Source organism: Acinetobacter sp. YH12126 (assembly GCF_013418745.1).
Classification (GTDB): Bacteria; Pseudomonadota; Gammaproteobacteria; order Pseudomonadales; family Moraxellaceae; genus Acinetobacter; species Acinetobacter amyesii.
On sequence record NZ_VPBM01000013.1, the window covers coordinates 104,363 to 123,069 of the forward strand.

The following is an 18,707-nucleotide window of genomic DNA, read 5'->3' on the forward strand; positions in this document are numbered from 1 at the left end:
ATACTCATTGACTATTATCCATATTTAAGAAGATTTCAAGTCACTGTGTTATGCATTTTTATACTCAGTTGTTTTAACATAGCCGCGTTTAAGATTTGATGAAAAGTTACCGTGTTACAACTTAAAAAAGAACAATGGTTTTCCAATATTCGTACTGATGTACTCGCTGGCTTGGTGGTTGGACTTGCGTTGATTCCAGAATCCATCGCCTTTTCAGCTATTGCTGGGGTTGACCCTCAGGTTGGTTTGTACGCTTCGTTTTGTATTGCCGTCACCATTGCCTTTTTTGGTGGTCGTACAGCAATGATTTCAGCTGCTACGGGTGCGATGGCCTTACTCATGATCACATTGGTCAAAGATCATGGTTTGCAATACCTTTTGGCTGCCACGGTTTTAACTGGTGTGATTCAAATCATTGCTGGCTATTTTAAAGTCGCAAAACTTATGCGCTTCGTCTCGCAGTCAGTGGTGTATGGTTTTTTAAATGCACTCGCGATTTTGATTTTTGTCGCACAGCTACCTGAAATGTCAAAGATGGATAGTTTGGGCTATATCTTTATGCTTTTAGGGCTTGCGATTATTTATCTGTTTCCATATCTACCTAAAATTGGCAAAGCCATTCCATCACCGCTGATTTGCATTATTGTTCTCAGTGGCTTGGCATTATTTTTAGGTGCTGACCTGCGTACTGTGAGTGATTTGGGTAAGTTTCCAGAGACTTTACCTATTTTCTTGATTCCTGAAATTCCTTTCAATCTTGAAACCCTCACGATTATTTTTCCCTATTCCATTACCCTAGCAACAGTTGGCCTATTAGAAACCATGATGACCACGACAGTGATCAATGAAGTCACTGGAACTGAAGGAGATCGTCATCAGGAATGTCGTGGTCAAGGGATTGCTAATATTGTCAGTGGCTTTATGGGCGGCATGGCAGGTTGCGCCATGATTGGGCAGTCGATTATTAATGTTAGTTCTGGCGCGCGAACTCGCCTTTCCACTTTGGTTGCAGGTGTATTTTTGTTGTGTTTGGTGGTGTTCTTAAAAGACTGGCTGGCTTATGTCCCAATGGCTGCCTTAGTCGCGATTATGGTCATGGTGTCGTTTACCACTTTCCAATGGAATTCAGTCAAGCAATTTTCAAAGCATCCAATGTCTTTTAATGTCGTGATGATTGCTGTGGTGATCGTGGTGCTTGCAACACATAACTTGGCGTTTGGCGTATTGGTTGGTGTGCTCCTCTCTGCGTTGTTTATTATCAATCAATTAGAAAGTTCGGTAAAAGTCACATCAGAACTTAAAGACAACGTCCGTAGTTACACGGTCTATGGACAAATTTTCTTTAGTAGCTCTGAGAGTTTTTATCAATTTTTTGATTTTCAGGAGAGGGTTAGTCAAGTGCGAATTGATCTGAATCATGCACATATTTGGGATATTACTTCCGTTAATATCTTGAAGAATGTCGTGCAAAAATTTGAGTCAAAACAGATTCAAGTAGAGGTTTTTGGCTTAAATGAAGCAAGTAGCACTTTGCTTGACCGTGTCACTGTCTAATGGATTTTTGAAATATTCACTTTGAATCAAATCAATTTTCAATAAAGTGTGACCTATTGAAACCCTATGCAGGATGAATATAGCAAAGGGTTTCAATAATCAAAGTCTCATTTGTAATGACATTACATAAAATACTAAGGCTATAAAAAAGAGAAAAATTCACCATTCATTCGATTTAACTGTATAATTCATCTCATAAAATTATAACTATCAAAAATAAAACAAAGATTTGATGTGACTTTCTATTTATTTTTTTAAATTGTGGATACACAAAATTGGGGGAATTTTGATGCTATGGTTTTGGTCACGACACTGCATTCAAGCAAATCGGCTGCTGGTCTTAGCGAGTCTATTTTGCCTGCTATGTTGTTTCGCTATACCCACTTTTGCTAATCCCACCCCACAGATCTCAAGCAGTCATTGTCCTGTTGAAATTACCCATATTGCCACAGCTAAAAGCGCTGTCGAGCAAGAGCGCCCACGTACAGGTTGGCAAAATCTGCAAAAGCTTCCAGACACATGGAATAAACGTTGGCCGGACTATCATGGTATCGCTTGGTACAAAATCCAATTTAAGTTGAACTGTAATTTCCATCAGTTAAATCAACCCATCGCTATCGCCATACAAGGCATCACCCAAAGTGGACGGGTTTACATCAACGACGCCCTACTTTGGCAAGACTATATTTCAGCAGAACATTTTTCACGAAGCCAACATCAACCTAGACTATTGAACTTGCCTAGCTCGAGTTTAAAGCAAGGTGTAAATACCATTTGGGTACAAGTGTATGGTTCGCTGACCCAAAAATCAGGACTCAGCTCAGTTCAAATTGGGGAATACCAGCAAGTCTATGACACCTTTAAAATTTGGTTACTCGAACAACGACAATTAGTCGAACTCAATACGATGATTAATTTCGTCGTGGCTGTGTTCTTTTTTTTAGCATGGCTCGCCAATCGTAATGAAAGAGCTTACTTATGGTTAACCATCACAGGTATGTGTTGGGTATTTTATAGCCTGTGTATTATTTTTAATGGGCCAATTTCATTTCTAACCACCGTACAGGTCGACCGCCTACAAAATATCATTTTCTGTTTTTATACGGTTTTTGGCTGTATTGGTGCGTGGTATTTTGCAAACCATCCTTTCCCGAAAATTCAGAAAATGTTATTAAGCCTAGCCACTATCGCAGCGCTCTGTATAGGTTTTGCGCCAGAGGCTTATTTAAAGACCGTCATCCAAATTTGTTTTAGCTTCTTTGTTTTTGTCTTTGTGGCCAAATGTATTAGCTACCCCTATTTAGCGTATAAAGCCAAAATGGCTGAAACCTATTTGCTTGCAACGCTTTATCTGATTTATTTACCGATTGCGGTACATGATGCTCACTTTATGATGACCATGGAAGGTCATGCGCTCTCGCCCTATACCGGGCCAGTGACCACCCTCGTCTTGGGCGGTGTACTGGCTTTGCGTTTAGCTCGACACACCCGTCAAATTGAGCGTTTTAATAAGACCTTAACTGAAAATGTTCAACGAGCTGAACTGAAACTCGCCACTTCACTTGGTCAACAACATCAACTCGCACTTGAAAATGCACGACTTCAAGAACGAATTCATTTATCTCATGACTTACATGATGGTTTAGGCGGATCAATTGTCCGTTCAATTTTACTGTTAGAACAAAATGACAAAATTGAAAAACCACAAATCATGTCGATGCTTAAACTGTTCCGAAATGATTTAAGACAAGTCATCGATTCAGGTTCGAGTATAGGAACGAAAGTCCCAGACACCCCGATCGAATGGGCGGCACCGATTCGCCATCGCTTTGTACAGCTCTTTGAAGAATTAGACATGAGCTCGAGCTGGAAAATTGCTGCCGAATGGATTCACTCACCTTCTGCGACCCAATGTCTCAATTTGACTCGTGTCGCAGAAGAAACCCTGACCAACATTTTAAAGCATAGTCGGGCTAGCAAAGTTCAAGTCAGTTTGTTCGAAACAGAGACTCAACTGATATTACGTATTGAAGATAATGGTATCGGCTTCGACCCTAATGATGTTGAACAAGGTCTACATGTTGGTCTACATAGTATGCAAACACGAATCCATCGTATCGGTGGTGAACTTAAAATACAGTCACAGCCGGGTTGTACCGTTCTTGAGGCCATTTTACCGTTTAAGCTTGATGGTGCTGACAGTGAAGATCTTGATGAAAAAACAGCCTAGATTAATGTTAATTCATGACTTTTGAGCTGAGCATTTGACTGTACATGGCAAATGCTCAGCACGGCTCCAATCGGTAAGATTGAGCAAAAAGCGGATTTATTCACGGTAAAAATTTGACTTGTGTATCTCAGGACTTAAAATACGGCATTCGAATTTTTTACATTTGCCAAAGTTATGTCGAACGATCAATTAGACCAGCACGCAGTAGATCTGGATAACCTGAACGAACACCGTGAAATCGTGACGTTTATGCGCCGCTCTGCGCCACTTAATACTTCGCAACGTACTGCGCTGGAACAATATGGTCATCTAATTTTGGAATATCCTGTTGGGGATTTGCGTCAGCATTTTGAACACCCTGAACGCCCATTAACTGTTGAGATCGGTTTTGGTATGGGGCGTTCTTTGGTATTAATGGCAAAAGCAAACCCTGAACGTAACTTTGTCGGTATTGAAGTACATGTTCCGGGTATCGCTCAATGTGTGTATGAAGCAGGTCTTGCAGGGTTAACTAACCTTCGAGTATTAGATGCTGATGCCATCCAAGTGCTACGTGAAATGCCAGATAACAGTATTAACACTGTGCAATTATACTTCCCAGATCCATGGCAGAAGAAACGTCATTTCAAACGTCGTTTTGTATCTCATGACCGTATGCCATTGGTTGAAGAAAAATTAGAAATCGGCGGTACATTCCACTCAGCGACTGACTGGGAACCGTATGCTGAATGGATGATCGAAGTACTTGAAGAACGTCCACGTCTTGAAAACCTTGCAGGTAAAGGCAATAGCTACCCTCGTCCAGACTGGCGTCCGCAAACTAAGTTTGAACGTCGCGGAATTGAAGCAGGCCATAAAATTAATGACTTCATCTTCAAAAAAGTATATTAATTTTTGAATGAAGCAAAAAACCACCGTTAGCGGTGGTTTTTTATTGCTGTTTTTGATCTAAGATTTATCTGTGTTGTATCAAATCATATAAAACGAATAACCACTAAGCTACTTGCGCTTGGAGCTGACTTTGTCGAATCATATCCACGGCTTTTTCAGCAATCATCACTGTCGGTGCATTGGTATTGCCATTCACCACAGAAGGCATGATAGATGCATCGACGACACGAAGGTTTTGAATCCCGTAGACTTTCAATTCAGGGTCAACCACTGACATCTCATCTACGCCCATCTTACAACTACCGACAGGGTGATAAACCGTATCCACACGTTGACGTAAGATTGCACGTATATCATCATCCGTTTTGACCAGTGAGGTAAATAAATCTTGCTGATAATGACTCGATAAAGACGGCGACATCATTAATTGCTGCGTCAACTTAAAGCCTTGTACCAAATCTTCTAAATCCTGTTCATCCCCTAAAAAGTTTGGATCAATCAATAATGGATCATTGACACTAGAACCACTTAGTTTGATCGTGCCGCGACTTCTTGGATTGAGCAGACACACATGACACGACAAACCATGACTTGCATGAAATTTCCGTGCATGGTCATCTACTAACGCCACGACAAAGTGTAATTGCAAATTTGGAATGGCTAAATCGGGTGAAGACTTTAGAAAACCACCACATTCTGCAAAATTTGAAGCAATCATGCCCGCCGTTCCTTACGATAGCGACTGATCTGCTTGAACATATCAATTGAGCCGGGTAAGGACATGCCAAATGTGCCTTGGTATTCCTTGACTTTATAACCAAAAATGAAATCGGGATGATCGTGGAAGTTCTTTCCTACACCCGGTAGATGGTGTTTCACTTCAATACCATGCGCTTGGAGCTCGGCCTGATCGCCTACTCCAGACAACATTAAAATCTGCGGTGATTGCATCGCTCCGGCACTGAGCACGACTTCACGTCTGGCTTTTAGGTGTTTCATTTGCCCTGCATGTTGTACTTCTACGCCAGTCGCAACTTGATGTTCTATGGTAATTTTATGCGTTGTTGCTTTGGTCAATACCGTTAAATTTGGCCGATCTAAATGTGGAAATAAGTACGCACGCGCTACACTACAACGCTCTCCATTGATATGCGTTACCTGATAAACCCCTAAGCCTTCTTGTTCTGCGCCATTAAAATCATCAAGGACTTTATGGCCTTGCGCACGAGCCGCTTCGGTATAGCGTTGATGGAAAATATTGTCACTTTGTACATCTGTAACAGATAGAAGGCCGTCATTACCGTGGAATTCATTGTGTATTCGGTTGTTATTTTCTGAGCGAATAAAATAGGCCAAGACCTCGTCGTATGACCAGCCAGTATTGCCCTGTGCCGCCCATTGATCATAGTCATTTTTATGTCCACGAATATAAATCATGGCATTAATACTCGATGAACCACCAAGGCATTTTCCACCTGGTTGATAGCCTTTACGACCATTCAAGCCAGCTTGAGGCACAGTTTCAAAGGCCCAATTATTGATCTTGGTCGGCAAGCTCACCACGCATGCAGCTGGAATATTGACCGTCCACTGATCACCTTGCCCACCTGCTTCTAGCAAGCACACAGATATATTCGGATCTTCACTGAGGCGTGCAGCCAGTACGCACCCCGCACTTCCGCCACCAATCACAATATAATCAAAATTCCATTTTTGACATTATTTTCATCCAATTGATTCTTTTTATAAATGCACAATAAGTGATTTAACGCTGACTGAAAAGTTTCTTTTTTAAAATTGTAAGCGTGCTACTGTGCAAGAAGGATGAAACTAATGATCGAAATTTTGCCTCAAGCGTCACTCATGCAAGGTAGCAAAAATATCTGTCAAAATGATCGATGGATTTAATACACTCAGACTTGGTCTTTATTCTTTTAATCCACAGACGTTTTAAAAGCACAGTAAGCCGCATAGCTAAAGATTTGACTGAAACAATAAACTTGATCAAAGCCTATTTCCGTTAGTAAGCTTTGATAATGCTGCTGGCTAATCAGTTCAAAATCATCTTCTAAACGCTGCATCATTTTTGTCGCTTGCGCAGCAGATAAACCTTGCATTTGGCAAAATTCAGGCAGGACACGCTGCTCAAAATTCGAATGAGTTTGCATCAAGTCAAAACTTAAAAAAATGCCATGCGGTTTAAGTAATTCAAAAGCTTTAGTTAAAAATTCATTTTTTTCGGACAATGGAATGAAATGCGTCACCAAGATACTCAGCACCGCATCAAAACAACTTACTTCCTCAAAAGCAGTATGACTGCCCAAAACAAAATTGACGCGATGCAACTGTCCAGCGGCTTCAACGCGTTGCCGTGTTTGATTCAGCATATTTTCAGACAATTCTGTAACGGTAAATAACCATGTTGGATTCAAGGCCATGAGATAACCCAATTCATAGCCCGTCCCACATCCAATGATCAGTACATGGGCACCTTCAGCGACATGGCAATTCAACACCGCCTGAATTTGTTGATGGACAAGTTCATAGCCGGGAATTAATTTTCGTATATGTGCATCATAACTTTCGACCACTTGTGGGCTATTAAAATCTTTTGCCATGTAACATCCTGTTTGACATGTATGTCTAAGCTAATAAATATTCATTATTCTATATGGATTGTTTATTTCTGATGATACCCAAGAATCTGCTGACTCAACATTTCATAGACCGCTTTCAGATCGACTTGATCAGCTTGCTCAAGCATATTGGCATGCATCTGCATGATATTTTGATCCCCACGCATTGCAGGGCCTGTTTGCATGTTACGTGGTTCAGCCTGAGTAGCTTTATTGGCTGTCTCTAAAATCAAAGGATAAAGTAAGCTAAATTCGACTTGTTTTGCATCAACAATCTGCTTTGCCATGTCATAACAATAATTACTAAAATTACAGGCAAACACCGCAGCAAGATGCAGACTCAAGCGCTGTGCCGAATCATATTGATAAACCCTTTGGCTAATGCTGTTTGCTAAATCTGTAAGTGTCGTCAAATCTGCAGAGTCGGCCGCTTCTACAAAGATCGGTGTCGACATCCAGTCCACATCTCGATCTAAACTAAAGGTTTGTAAAGGATAAAACACCCCTGCTCGCGAATGCTGTTGGGTCAGTACCGTGATATTGGTGCTACCTGACGTATGCACAATCAAAACTTGTGGCAAATAAGCTTTCACTTGATGAATAACGGTTGCAATCGACTGGTCGCTCACCGCAATGATCAAAAGATCAATCTCAGCATTCAACTTAGTTGGGGTATGAATAGCTTCTGCACCTACTCTTGCTGCAAGTTTTTCTGCATTATCAAAATTTCGCGCATAAACTTGCACAATGTGATGTTGTGGATGAAGCACATTGAGCAAATGATGTGCAACACGACCTGCACCCACAATACTGATTCGCATATAGTTTTAACTCATTTTGGATGGCTACAGCATGTCAGGAAAATATCCGACGTGCAAATCGAGTCGTATCGATAGAATAATTTATTTTCAATTCTTTACATCAGTTTCGCTCAGATAAGACAAAAAGGGATGCGCTTCATCCCTTTTGCTAGACGTCAATCTGAGTCTGATTCGTATCTTGCCCATTTCAATCTAGACAATATCCACGATATGCGCTTTAGCTTTTACGATTTACCAATGATTTGATTCAGAGTCTGTAGGTATTGTTCTGCATCTCGGCGCGCATTGAATTTCTTTTCAAATACACCTGTGTTTTGCACACTGTTCGGTGTGTATTCTACCGAAACAACAAAGGTATCAAGCAAATCTCTATTAATCCGAATTGCAATAATATGATGTGAGTTTAAATAAAAACCTTCATCAACCTTAACTAACATGACCCGCCTCAAAAATCCCACATAATAAAATAGATAAAAAATCTAAACATTCATAAACTTGGATGCATTACCGCAGACAGTCATTCATGTGTTAGACCTATTTTATTGTAACGCTATTATGTGATTTATGTTGCAATTATTATGCAATTTAAATAAATGCTCAGAGAAAATTTTTGAGTTTCAGCCATCTAAACATGATTGATTTTCAATTCTAGCTAAAGATTGGATAAAAAGACTGGATATAAAAAAAGCCTGCTGCCATAGCCATGGCAACAGGCTCATTTCAGTACGACTGATTTAACTCAAATCAATCGTACAGAGAGGTTGAATGATTAAACACTTAACATGCTATTTAAGGTTTCTGATACATTCTTCGATTTCACGACAGGTTTAAGCGCTTCAAGTTCGGCTTTGACTTCACTACACTGCGGCTCTGCCAACGTGTACCAACGGGACAAAATTTGCAGTAACCGTGAACCGACAATTGGATTTTTCTCATCGAGGAATTTTGCTAATTCAACAATATGCTGCACACCAAAGCTCCAAGTGTTGACAGGATTGCTATTTAAGCCACCAGTAACCGCACGAATACGGTTCGGTACTTTCAAGTCATAGTCAGGATGAGCAGTCAGTGCCTTAATGGTTTCCGCAGTTGCTTTCGGATGTGCCGCTTGCAACATAAACCATTGGTCCATCGACAAGGCTTCATTTTTAAAGCGTGTATAGAAGGTTTCTAAAGCTTGCTGTGCTTGTGGTGCATCATTCCAAACCAATACTTTTAAAGCACCAAGACGTTCAGACATATTGCCTGTAGAGCTGAATTGTTCATAGGCCAATTCAAATACGGATGCATCGCCTTGACGTGCCATCATACTCAACATGATGTTTTTCAATGCACGAACACCCATGGCTTGTGAAAATTCTTTCTGCGCATCTGGGTCTAAAGTTGCATAAGTCTCTTTAAAGAAAGCACCTAACTCACGTGCCACACGGCTTAACAGTGCTTCACGCTGTTCTTGCACTTGGGCAGGACTGTAGTCGGTATCAATACGGCTACCTAAATAACCCTCTGTCGGTACATCGAATAAACGTGAAGCAAGTAATGGATCACGCTCAACCAATGTTGGTAATGTATTTTGAATAGCTTGGACATAGATGTCAGCATCATGGCCATTTAACAAAATACGTTCTAACAAGGTTTGGCTGGCTTGCCATTGGTTAAAACCATTCGGCTCGTACTGCATCAGGAAAGCAAGCTCTTCATCTGAATAGTTAAATTCAAGATTAACAGGTGCGGAGAAATTACGCAGTAAAGACACAACAGGCTGGGTTTTTACACCGCTAAAGATAATGGTTGCAGTATCGGTATCAAATAAATACACACCATCTTTAATGCCATTTTCAACCAATGCATCTGAGCTGAGAACCAACTGTTCACCACTCGTCGCATCAAACAATGCCAAAGCCACAGGAATAGGCACAGCTTTTAAATTTGGATATTTCGGATGAGCTTTTAAGCTTTGTTTCAAGCTTAAAGTATAGGTTTGATTTGCAGCATCGTACTCACCTTTTGCTTCAAGTTTTGGTGTACCCGGTTGGTTATACCAAATCAAGAAACTCGACAAATCTACACCAGAACCCGCTGTCAGAGCTGCTACCCAATCTTCAACAGTCACAGCTTGACCATCGTGGCGTTTGAAATATTCGTCAGTACCTGCACGGAATTTTTCTTTGCCCAAGAGTGTCGCCATCATGCGGTTAATTTCCGCACCTTTTTCATACACAGTTGCGGTATAAAAGTTATTAATTTCAACAAAATGATCTGGACGCGGTGGATGTGAAAGCGGGCCTGAATCTTCTGGGAACTGATGAGCTTTTAACACAGCAACGTCATCGATTCGTTGTACCGCAGCAGATTGTAAATCTTCTGAGAACGACTGATCACGGAATACCGTCAAACCTTCTTTTAAGCAGAGTTGGAACCAATCACGACAGGTAATACGGTTACCCGTCCAGTTATGGAAGTATTCATGTGCAATCACAGACTGAACGCGCATGATCGCAGCATCAGTGGTGTATTCTTCATCAGCAAGCACACAAGAGGTGTTGAAAATATTCAAACCTTTGTTTTCCATTGCACCCATGTTAAATGCACTGGTTGCCACGATCATATAATTGTCTAAATCATAAGGACGACCATAATGTTCTTCGTCCCAACGCATCGAATGTTTTAAAGCTTCCATGGCAATATGACATTTTGGAATGTCTTTTTCTTCTGCATAGATTTCTAAAGCAACATTACGACCTTCAGACGTCACATAAGTGTCTTTAAGTACTGCCAAATCACCAATCACACAAGCAAATAGATACGATGGTTTTTTGGTTGGATCTTGCCAAACGGTATAATGACGACCTTCACCGGTTTCACCCGCTTCAATCAAATTACCATTGGCAAGTAATACAGGAAATTTTTTATCCGCTTCAACACGTGTGGTAAATACCGATAGCACATCAGGACGGTCAGGATAATAGGTAATTTTACGGAAGCCTTCAGGCTCGTTTTGGGTAACGAATAAATCGCCTGCCGCTTGGTACAAGCCTTCGAGTTGAGTATTGCTTTCAGGATGAATCACGACTTCGGTTTCAATGACAGCTTGGTCAGGTGCATTTGAAATTACCAGTTGTTCTGCATCTACAACATAGGCATCTGCTGGCAAAACTTGACCATTTAAGCGAATTGATTTGAGTTCCAAATCACGACCCAATAACACCAAATCCCCAGCAGTTTGACGCTGCATCACTAATTTTGCATTTACATTGGTATGCTTATCAAAGACTTGAATATCTAGATCGATACTATCTACGACAAATGATGGTTTTTGATAATCTTTTAAATAAACAGTTTGGTCTGCTTCGACCACTGGATTTGCCGCAATATTCATATCTCGTCCTATTCCTTAGTTATTGCTTCATCAGCTTTTTGAACACATTGTGAATGACTTGATCATACGACAAGATGCATAAGCTGTCTTCGCATTTACAATGATTTATATATGGGCTCAGCGCATGTTGTTTTCAATCATCTTTATAGAATAATTTAAAGGCTGGCACATATTTTCGCCATGTTTAAGCAAAATAAATGCCTGAGTTGAGTACAGCTATAACAATGTGAAAATTTTTTTATCTACCTAAAATAAATAAAGCGCCTATATACTAGACAGAGAAAGTACAGGTGCTTAATCCATCTGTACGTTCAAATTATTGCGCTCAAACTTTCCTGCTTAAGACTTAGAGGATTATTGATTTTCGAAAATTAAATCGAGCGCGCTGTCATAGTCTGCAGCAAAGTAAAATTGAAATGCCGTGACTTTTGAGGTGAGGAATTGCTGAATTTCTTCCGTCGCACCCGCCACATAAATTTTAGATACTTGATGTTGCTGCGCCAGGCCAAGTAACTCGATCGTCTTTTCTAAAGTTTGATCATGCCCAATAATCAGCGCACCAACCGTACCCTGTAGCTGCTTATATAATTGCATGCGAGTGATATTGCTGTTTTTAAGTGCGTCTGACATGTGTATTCCATACAAAGAAAGGATAAAAAAGATCAAAACCTTTAGAAATCAAGCTGAATCATGCTGTGTATCAAGTTCAGTAGATTCCGCTTGGTTTCAATTCTAGAAGTTGAGATCATTAGAATTATAAGCTCAATATATACAAATATACTTTTCAAATCCAATCGCTTAGGTGATTCCTTCCAAAAAGCACCTTAGTACGTAATTCATATCAATCTTCTAATTTGTATTTGATTGCATACTTCTATTTAAACCATGCACCAAGATGTTTCTTTTTCAACAGTTTAAGCATTTTGAGAATTCATTAGACATAGCCATACGCATCAATATTATTTTGTTACTTTTAAATTAATAATTTATTTTCAATATCTTAATAAAACAATATGCCGTTTATCTGCTTTAAAATGTCTACTCAAAACATTTGAGCATGCGTTTTGCATCTACTTAATTGCCAAAAGCAAAATCATCAGGCTAAAACAAAAAGAGGTGCATTAGGCACTAAAAAGTCGCGTCTAAAAAAGTGCAAGCCTTAATACAAGCCAAACAAGTTGGAGAGGAGGACGAATCGATCCCATGCCCAGCCGCCTATTAATAATCCATTCTGACTAAAAGCTGCATCATTACTATGCAGTTTTTTATTTGTCGACATATCGGCTGAGCTGCCGCAACTGAAATTGCAAACCCGTCTTTAAACAGAGATGTGTATAATCAATTTAACCTTTCAAGAAACGCTAGCAACATGTTCAATATTCTACGCAAACAAATGGATGAAAGTACACAATGCCCGTTGTGTCGTGCATCAATGTATTGGGTAGATGCTGAAAAATTAGATGAGCAAGAATTTAATTTTTATCAGTGTAGCCACTGTCATCATCAAATATTTCCAGAACAGCAATACAACTGTCATTGTGAAAACTGTCAGGCTGCGCGAAAAAAACTACTGAAAGAAACCCGTTTACAAGAACAGCGTAAACTCAAAAATAAAGATATCGTTGAACGTGAATTAAGTGAACTGAGTTTTTTACAGAAACTCTTTTTGCTGGCTTTATTGGATAATCACGTCCAAGAACATACGGCGCATCAAGAATTTATCGACTGGGACGCTATTAAGTATCATAACATCAGCCCGAATTATTTCTTCCAACAGTCGCTCAAAAAGCATCTCGTGCATGAGCAAATTTTGATTGTGAAAGATGATGCGCTACAAGCTGAACAGTATTATATCAATGTCCGTCTGGATGGCTATTCGGAGCCCAGTCTTTTTAGCGTAGCGCAGCAACTCCGTCATTGGTTTTATGAAAATTTAGCCTTGGGTGTTCCCTTTAAAAGTGCTGACGAAGTGAAAGAGTGTTTGTATCTCCTACTGTTTCAAGAAATTGTGCAATTCATGCAGTTTTATTGTAAGACATGGGGTATTCAAATTGCAGGAAATAAAAGCTTTCAAGTGTTCTGTTATCGCCTACTCGACCATCTAGCGGTTGGGCAGATTTACTATATGATTCAGTCAGCACTCGAATATCTACATAAACAAAAAGCCCTGCAAGTTCGTAATGAAAATTTCATTAACACCAATCTGTTAAAAAAGACCTTACAGCAATACCGTGAACGTGGCTTACAGGAAAAATGGGAAACTTTTACCCTCCCTCGTCCGCCACAACTCCCCTTTAGTAAAATGAGTGAAATTTTGCTCTTTAACTTTTTAGGACTCGATGAAAGTATCTTTGTGCAACCAATACGCCATGCTTGGAAAAAAATCGAACCTCGCTTAAATTTTTATTCCACAAAGCGTTGCATGTACTGTGGTTCACAAGAACTCTCTGTCGATTATGATGCCGCAGATTATGTGACCCTGTTCTGCCGTAATTGTAAACATCAAGACCATTACTTCACCCGCTAAGGGAGAAAACGATGAATCAATCTGAAAATTTTGAAACGACCATGAACAGTGAATTGACTGACTTAAATAGCCCGCTTTTACAAAGCGTCATCAATGCGTGGATTGAACTTCAATCCAAACAACCTTTGGTGCATATCATCACCAATGCAGTCGCGAGCAATTATGTGGCCAATGTCCTTTTAGCTGCGGGTGCTTCTCCTGCAATGATTGACAATCCCTTTGAAGCTGAAAGCTTTGCCTCGATTGCCAGTGCATTGAATATCAATTTAGGCACGCCAACGTCTGAACAAATGCAGGCCATGCAAATTGCTGCACAAACAGCACAAAATTTAAATAAACCTTGGGTGCTTGACCCTGTCGGTTATGGCCCCGTTTTGCCATGGCGATCTGAAATGGTTGACCAATTACTCCAATACAAGCCAAGTATTATTCGCGGCAACGCATCAGAAATTAGCGGTCTTGCAGGTAACCAAGGAGAATCACGTGGTGTAGATAGCACGCTCAATAGTGCAGAAATTTATTTAAATGCTGTGCCCTTGTTAGAACACTGTGAATGTGTGGCAATTTCAGGCGAATCAGATTTCATCTTATCGAAAGAAATGAATGCAGTGATACAGATTAATGGTGGATCTTACTTACAACCCAAAGTGACGGCTTCTGGCTGCGCTTTAGGTGCGTTAACAGCGGCGTATTGCGCCGTAAGTGAAACGCTAACTGCTGGCACGATCGCAGCACATTTGCACTTTGCGATTGCGGGTCAAAAAGCTTATGAAATTAGCTCAAGTGTCGGCAGTTTTAATGTTGCATTTTTAGATGAAATTTATAATCTCAATGAAGATGATTTCAATCAACTTGCCAACATGCAAATTTATTCACTATAAAGCTATGATACCTTGAGAAAACAAAAACAGCTTGAGTATAGGACTCAAGCTGTTCAGGGATTCATACTGTTTTGTACTAATTAATATGCAAAAAAATTTACTGTGCCGTACTGTCACTTGCAGCATTGGCATCAAACATTTCTGAATCTTCGATCGTTTCTGTTGGATTACTCAAAATCATGTCTAGGTCATAGTCCCCCGCATAGACAATATTTTTTATTTTTGAACAGTCGCCATCACTCATTTCATAATTTAAGACTTTGGCTTCATCACCAATTTTAAACTCAGCACGAACAACGTTTTTATTTTCATCAAAACTCAGTTTAGGCTGAACGCCTTTTTTCGAATCTTGCTGCGGATCTTGGCTATCCGTGAAAATATCAAAATCCACATTACACGCTTGTTGCGACTGCTTACAGTTAATTTCTTCTTGCATACGTTCCGCTAACGATGGCTCAAAATAGGCAGTAAGTTGATCTTTACTCAAAGCATGCAATTTCAACTCTTGATCATAAATTTGTTTGACCAGTTTTTCGGGGGCAACACATTTCTGCGATTGCTCCTGTACTTTTTGCTCTGCTGGCTGACAAGCCGTTAAAAAGATCGCCGCGCCGAAACCGAATAATCGATATATCGTCATTTGTCGCATAACACATCCATGTCCATCATTAAACTGCCAGATTCATACTTGCTTCAAAAATGGTTGAAACATTTAATTTACAAATACACATTAAACCCATGCCATCAAAATAATCTGGCACGTGCTGCATAAAAAATTGAACATGTTCATCAGATTTTTTCCGTAGCCGAACCAATTGCTCAGGCGTCACCTTCGGTAAATCACAACGATGAACAAAAATATCCTCAGCCCGATGCTGCACATCATGCTGACGGATTTTATAACTATTTAAAACATCCACATACTCGGTGGGCATCGGGACACCATGCCTTGGATAAAACTTAACAGAGCGCGAGGCAAATAATGTATATACCTTTGGTTGTGCCAATGTAGCCACAAACCACATCGGAATCGCTGGAAATCGAATATGATGCTGCATCGCCACTTTAATCGCCGAGTTTAAGGTCAGGTTTTTCCGACGATAATCAACCAATACCCCTGCCCGTGAATTAAAAATAAAAATCGGCCGATTGTTATGCATAATTTTTAATATACGCACAATATTTTGCCCGATCAGTTTATCGTACTCAAAATACTGAATGATTGGTAATGCAACAATATCGGGGTCATGCATGTATTGATAGAGTTGTTCAATCTTAGAAGTTGGGAAAATACATTGATCAAACTCCCAGAGCCGTTGAAACAACTCATGTTTTTCTTCAGTCGTGAGTTTGCAAAAATCAATGATATTCTCAGTGATCGCCATACCAACACCCATTTTCTTAATGGATTAACTTTGATGTTTTTTCAAAGTCCCTAGTTATAAAGTTTTCCGAAGCGGTATTTAAATGAAATAAAATTATTCATAGATCATCAATGATGATTAAAACCCCAAGCTAAAAATGAATCGCTATTTACCCTCTTGCTTTTTTAAAATCAACCCTATCAATATTTTTTACTTTTGAACCGCTTTAACCCTCTAAAAGCTCAAAAGTTGCAGCGTTTTTTGACTGTTACATCATGTAAATATAATACGTTTTAACATCGTGAATTGCAGCCCTCGTTATATAGGATTTCTTATACTTTCTAGTCATAAAAAAGACAGCTTCGAAAAGCTGTCTTAGGGTCATTTTTAATATTTGAGCATTAGGCCTGGTAATAGATATCAACCGTTTTAATGCGGTTTTCATCCATTGCCGTGACTTTAAATTGAATGCCTTTAAAATCAACCACAGTACCGACTTCTACATTGCCGTGGGTCTGATCTAAAATAAGACCTGAAACACTGATATAACCATCATCTTCTTCGATCAAATCCAGCATTTCCAATTCAAGTTCTAACTGATACAGATCGAGCATGCCTGAAGCTTTCCAATGTTCATCATCGATTTTAATCAAATCAAGTTGTTCATCTGCATCAGGGAATTCACCAGCAATCGCTTCAAACACATCGAGTGGTGAAATTAGACCTTGTACCGCCCCAAACTCATCCGTAACCAGCACCAAAGAGCCTTTTGAGGTACGCAAGGTATTAATCGCATCAATCACCTTCATCTTTTGGAAAATAAAGATTGGACGATGACGTTTAATCAATGCTTTTAGATCATCTTCACTGTCTAGAACATCAATAAGTTCTTTCGCGCGGACAATACTAATCACTTTATCCAAGCTACCACGACACACAGGGAATAAACTGTGCGGCACTGAAAGGACTTGCTCACGAATTTGTTCAGGTGTGTCATTTAAATCCACCCAAGAAATTTGATTACGGGGAGTCATGATCGACGCAACTGAACGCTCTGCAAGCGTCAACACCCCCCCAATCATGTAACGCTCTTCGTCTGCAAAGGTTTCTTGCGCCTGATTACCAACTTGATCGGATTCTAAGCGCCCACCCATCAGTTTTAAAATACTGTCCGCAGTACGATGACGTAATGGAATTTTCGCTTCATGTTTTTGAGCATTGCGTTGACTAAACTGGTTAAAGGCTTCGATGACAATCGCAACACCAATACCTGAGTAGATATAGCCTTTCGGAATATGGAAACCAAAACCTTCTGCTATCAAACTAATACCGATAAGCAATAAGAAGCTTAAACATAGGATCACGACGGTCGGATGTCGGTTTACAAAAGCCGTTAGCGGTTTAGATGCAAGTAACATCACTGCCATTGCCACAATCATTGCAGCCATCATGACATAAATGTTGTCGACCATACCGATCGCTGTAATGACAGAGTCTAAAGAGAAAACCGCATCTAAGACAACAATTTGCGCAACTACTGCTGTAAAGCTGGCATATGCCACTTTTGTTGTCACTTGAACTTCTGGTTTACCTTCTAATTTCTCATGCAGCTCTGTGACTGCCTTATAAACTAAGAACAATCCACCGAACAATAATATGAGATCTCGACCAGAGAATGTCCAATCAAAAACGGTAATCAGGGGCTTTGTTAATGTGACCAACCAAGAGATTGCAAATAACAATCCTAATCGCATTAATAATGCGAGTGAAAGACCAAGTACACGAGCTTTGTCACGTTGTTCTGGAGGGAGTTTTTCTGCCAAAATGGCAATAAAGACTAGGTTATCAATCCCTAGTACAATTTCTAAAATAATTAATGTAAGTAAACCAACCCAGATTCCGGGATCTAACAAAAATTCCATTAGCTCTCTTCCTCATTCTGGATTGTAAGAATATCTTCAATCAGACCAACGCACGGCGACGGATCCATAAATTTAACCTGTGTAACTAGAGACCATTCCATTATGCATAATCTTGCGCATTTGTAATGTATTCAAGCATATTTTTTCGCAGCAACAATATGACAAAATGTTAAAAACGCTGAATGTATTACAAATCGAATGGGCGATATAAAATACACATCTAGATGTTAAAACCTACTTTTTGAGATCTCCTCTTCCACTTTAAAAAAAGTATGAATTCACCTGACTTTTAATTAAATGTAATTAAATACGTTGTATGAGATTGTATGACAAATCTAATGAATTATTTATTTCTACCTTTTGGTAAAAAATATTAATAAGCCTCTTTCATAAATCAAAAAACGAACAGTCTCTTGCTGATTATTTGTACCGAAGAATTTTAAATATTCATGCATAATCTGCGGATGAAATATATCGATTCAAAGAAGCTTTCTGAAACACA

At 39.7% G+C, this 18,707-nt stretch carries 13 protein-coding genes and 1 pseudogene; 5 read left to right on the forward strand and 9 right to left on the reverse strand.

What is annotated here, in order from left to right; translation table 11 throughout:
• Positions 1–111: 111 nt before the first annotated feature.
• From FTU62_RS11190 to trmB, 3 genes are all read left to right on the forward strand, one after another.
• Positions 112–1,554, forward strand: a complete 1,443-nt coding sequence (locus FTU62_RS11190) for a SulP family inorganic anion transporter (protein WP_180102682.1) — start codon at positions 112–114, stop codon at positions 1,552–1,554.
• A 289-nt stretch (positions 1,555–1,843) separates the two neighbouring features.
• Complete coding sequence (locus tag FTU62_RS11195) at positions 1,844–3,784, forward strand: sensor histidine kinase (RefSeq protein WP_180102683.1); 1,941 nt, start codon at positions 1,844–1,846, stop codon at positions 3,782–3,784.
• 174 nt (positions 3,785–3,958) lie between these two features.
• On the forward strand, positions 3,959–4,675 hold the full coding sequence (trmB, locus tag FTU62_RS11200; protein ID WP_180023891.1) for a tRNA (guanosine(46)-N7)-methyltransferase TrmB: 717 nt from the start codon (positions 3,959–3,961) through the stop codon (positions 4,673–4,675).
• Positions 4,676–4,778: 103 nt separating this feature from the next.
• Here the strand turns inward: trmB and FTU62_RS11205 are convergent.
• The 6 genes and pseudogenes from FTU62_RS11205 to FTU62_RS11230 all read right to left on the reverse strand — a co-directional run bounded on the left by FTU62_RS11205 (position 4,779) and on the right by FTU62_RS11230 (position 12,141).
• Positions 4,779–6,337 (reverse strand): annotated as a pseudogene (locus tag FTU62_RS11205) (GMC family oxidoreductase).
• A gap of 272 nt (positions 6,338–6,609) precedes the next feature.
• Positions 6,610–7,293, reverse strand: coding sequence for a methyltransferase (locus tag FTU62_RS11210; protein WP_180102684.1), 684 nt, complete (start codon positions 7,291–7,293; stop codon positions 6,610–6,612).
• A gap of 62 nt (positions 7,294–7,355) precedes the next feature.
• Entirely contained in the window at positions 7,356–8,132 is a 777-nt protein-coding gene (locus FTU62_RS11215) for a Rossmann-like and DUF2520 domain-containing protein (RefSeq protein WP_180102685.1), read from the reverse strand.
• 224 nt (positions 8,133–8,356) lie between these two features.
• On the reverse strand, positions 8,357–8,569 hold the full coding sequence (locus FTU62_RS11220) for a hypothetical protein (protein ID WP_078193638.1): 213 nt from the start codon (positions 8,567–8,569) through the stop codon (positions 8,357–8,359).
• Between the two features lie 332 nt (positions 8,570–8,901).
• Positions 8,902–11,511, reverse strand: a complete 2,610-nt coding sequence (pepN, locus tag FTU62_RS11225) for an aminopeptidase N (protein WP_180102686.1) — start codon at positions 11,509–11,511, stop codon at positions 8,902–8,904.
• 354 nt (positions 11,512–11,865) lie between these two features.
• The gene (locus FTU62_RS11230) at positions 11,866–12,141 is read right to left on the reverse strand and encodes a hypothetical protein (RefSeq protein WP_180102687.1); all 276 of its coding nucleotides are present in this window, start codon (positions 12,139–12,141) and stop codon (positions 11,866–11,868) included.
• 739 nt (positions 12,142–12,880) lie between these two features.
• Between FTU62_RS11230 and FTU62_RS11235 the strand changes: the two genes are divergently transcribed.
• Positions 12,881–14,038, forward strand: a complete 1,158-nt coding sequence (locus FTU62_RS11235) for a hypothetical protein (protein ID WP_111885041.1) — start codon at positions 12,881–12,883, stop codon at positions 14,036–14,038.
• Positions 14,039–14,049: 11 nt separating this feature from the next.
• Complete coding sequence (thiM, locus tag FTU62_RS11240; protein WP_180063121.1) at positions 14,050–14,919, forward strand: hydroxyethylthiazole kinase; 870 nt, start codon at positions 14,050–14,052, stop codon at positions 14,917–14,919.
• Between the two features lie 97 nt (positions 14,920–15,016).
• Here thiM and FTU62_RS11245 read toward each other — a convergent pair whose 3' ends face one another.
• The 3 genes from FTU62_RS11245 to FTU62_RS11255 form a co-directional block, all read right to left on the reverse strand.
• Complete coding sequence (locus tag FTU62_RS11245; protein ID WP_180054549.1) at positions 15,017–15,568, reverse strand: DUF3828 domain-containing protein; 552 nt, start codon at positions 15,566–15,568, stop codon at positions 15,017–15,019.
• 19 nt (positions 15,569–15,587) lie between these two features.
• A complete protein-coding gene (locus FTU62_RS11250; protein ID WP_180102688.1) occupies positions 15,588–16,304 on the reverse strand; it encodes a hypothetical protein in 717 nt (238 codons plus the stop codon).
• Between the two features lie 380 nt (positions 16,305–16,684).
• Positions 16,685–18,205, reverse strand: a complete 1,521-nt coding sequence (locus FTU62_RS11255) for a transporter associated domain-containing protein (protein ID WP_180102689.1) — start codon at positions 18,203–18,205, stop codon at positions 16,685–16,687.
• Between the last annotated feature and the right edge of the window lie 502 nt (positions 18,206–18,707).

Bases quoted from the DNA above. Each gene is read 5' to 3' on its own strand.
- FTU62_RS11245 (WP_180054549.1), bottom strand. From the start codon at position 15,568: ATGCGACAAATGACGATATATCGATTATTCGGTTTCGGCGCGGCGATC.
- FTU62_RS11195 (WP_180102683.1), top strand. From the start codon at position 1,844: ATGCTATGGTTTTGGTCACGACACTGCATTCAAGCAAATCGGCTGCTG.
- FTU62_RS11255 (WP_180102689.1), bottom strand. From the start codon at position 18,205: ATGGAATTTTTGTTAGATCCCGGAATCTGGGTTGGTTTACTTACATTA.
- FTU62_RS11220 (WP_078193638.1), bottom strand. From the start codon at position 8,569: ATGTTAGTTAAGGTTGATGAAGGTTTTTATTTAAACTCACATCATATT.
- FTU62_RS11215 (WP_180102685.1), bottom strand. From the start codon at position 8,132: ATGCGAATCAGTATTGTGGGTGCAGGTCGTGTTGCACATCATTTGCTC.
- FTU62_RS11250 (WP_180102688.1), bottom strand. From the start codon at position 16,304: ATGGCGATCACTGAGAATATCATTGATTTTTGCAAACTCACGACTGAA.
- trmB (WP_180023891.1), top strand. From the start codon at position 3,959: ATGTCGAACGATCAATTAGACCAGCACGCAGTAGATCTGGATAACCTG.
- FTU62_RS11230 (WP_180102687.1), bottom strand. From the start codon at position 12,141: ATGTCAGACGCACTTAAAAACAGCAATATCACTCGCATGCAATTATAT.
- pepN (WP_180102686.1), bottom strand. From the start codon at position 11,511: ATGAATATTGCGGCAAATCCAGTGGTCGAAGCAGACCAAACTGTTTAT.
- FTU62_RS11210 (WP_180102684.1), bottom strand. From the start codon at position 7,293: ATGGCAAAAGATTTTAATAGCCCACAAGTGGTCGAAAGTTATGATGCA.
- FTU62_RS11235 (WP_111885041.1), top strand. From the start codon at position 12,881: ATGTTCAATATTCTACGCAAACAAATGGATGAAAGTACACAATGCCCG.
- thiM (WP_180063121.1), top strand. From the start codon at position 14,050: ATGAATCAATCTGAAAATTTTGAAACGACCATGAACAGTGAATTGACT.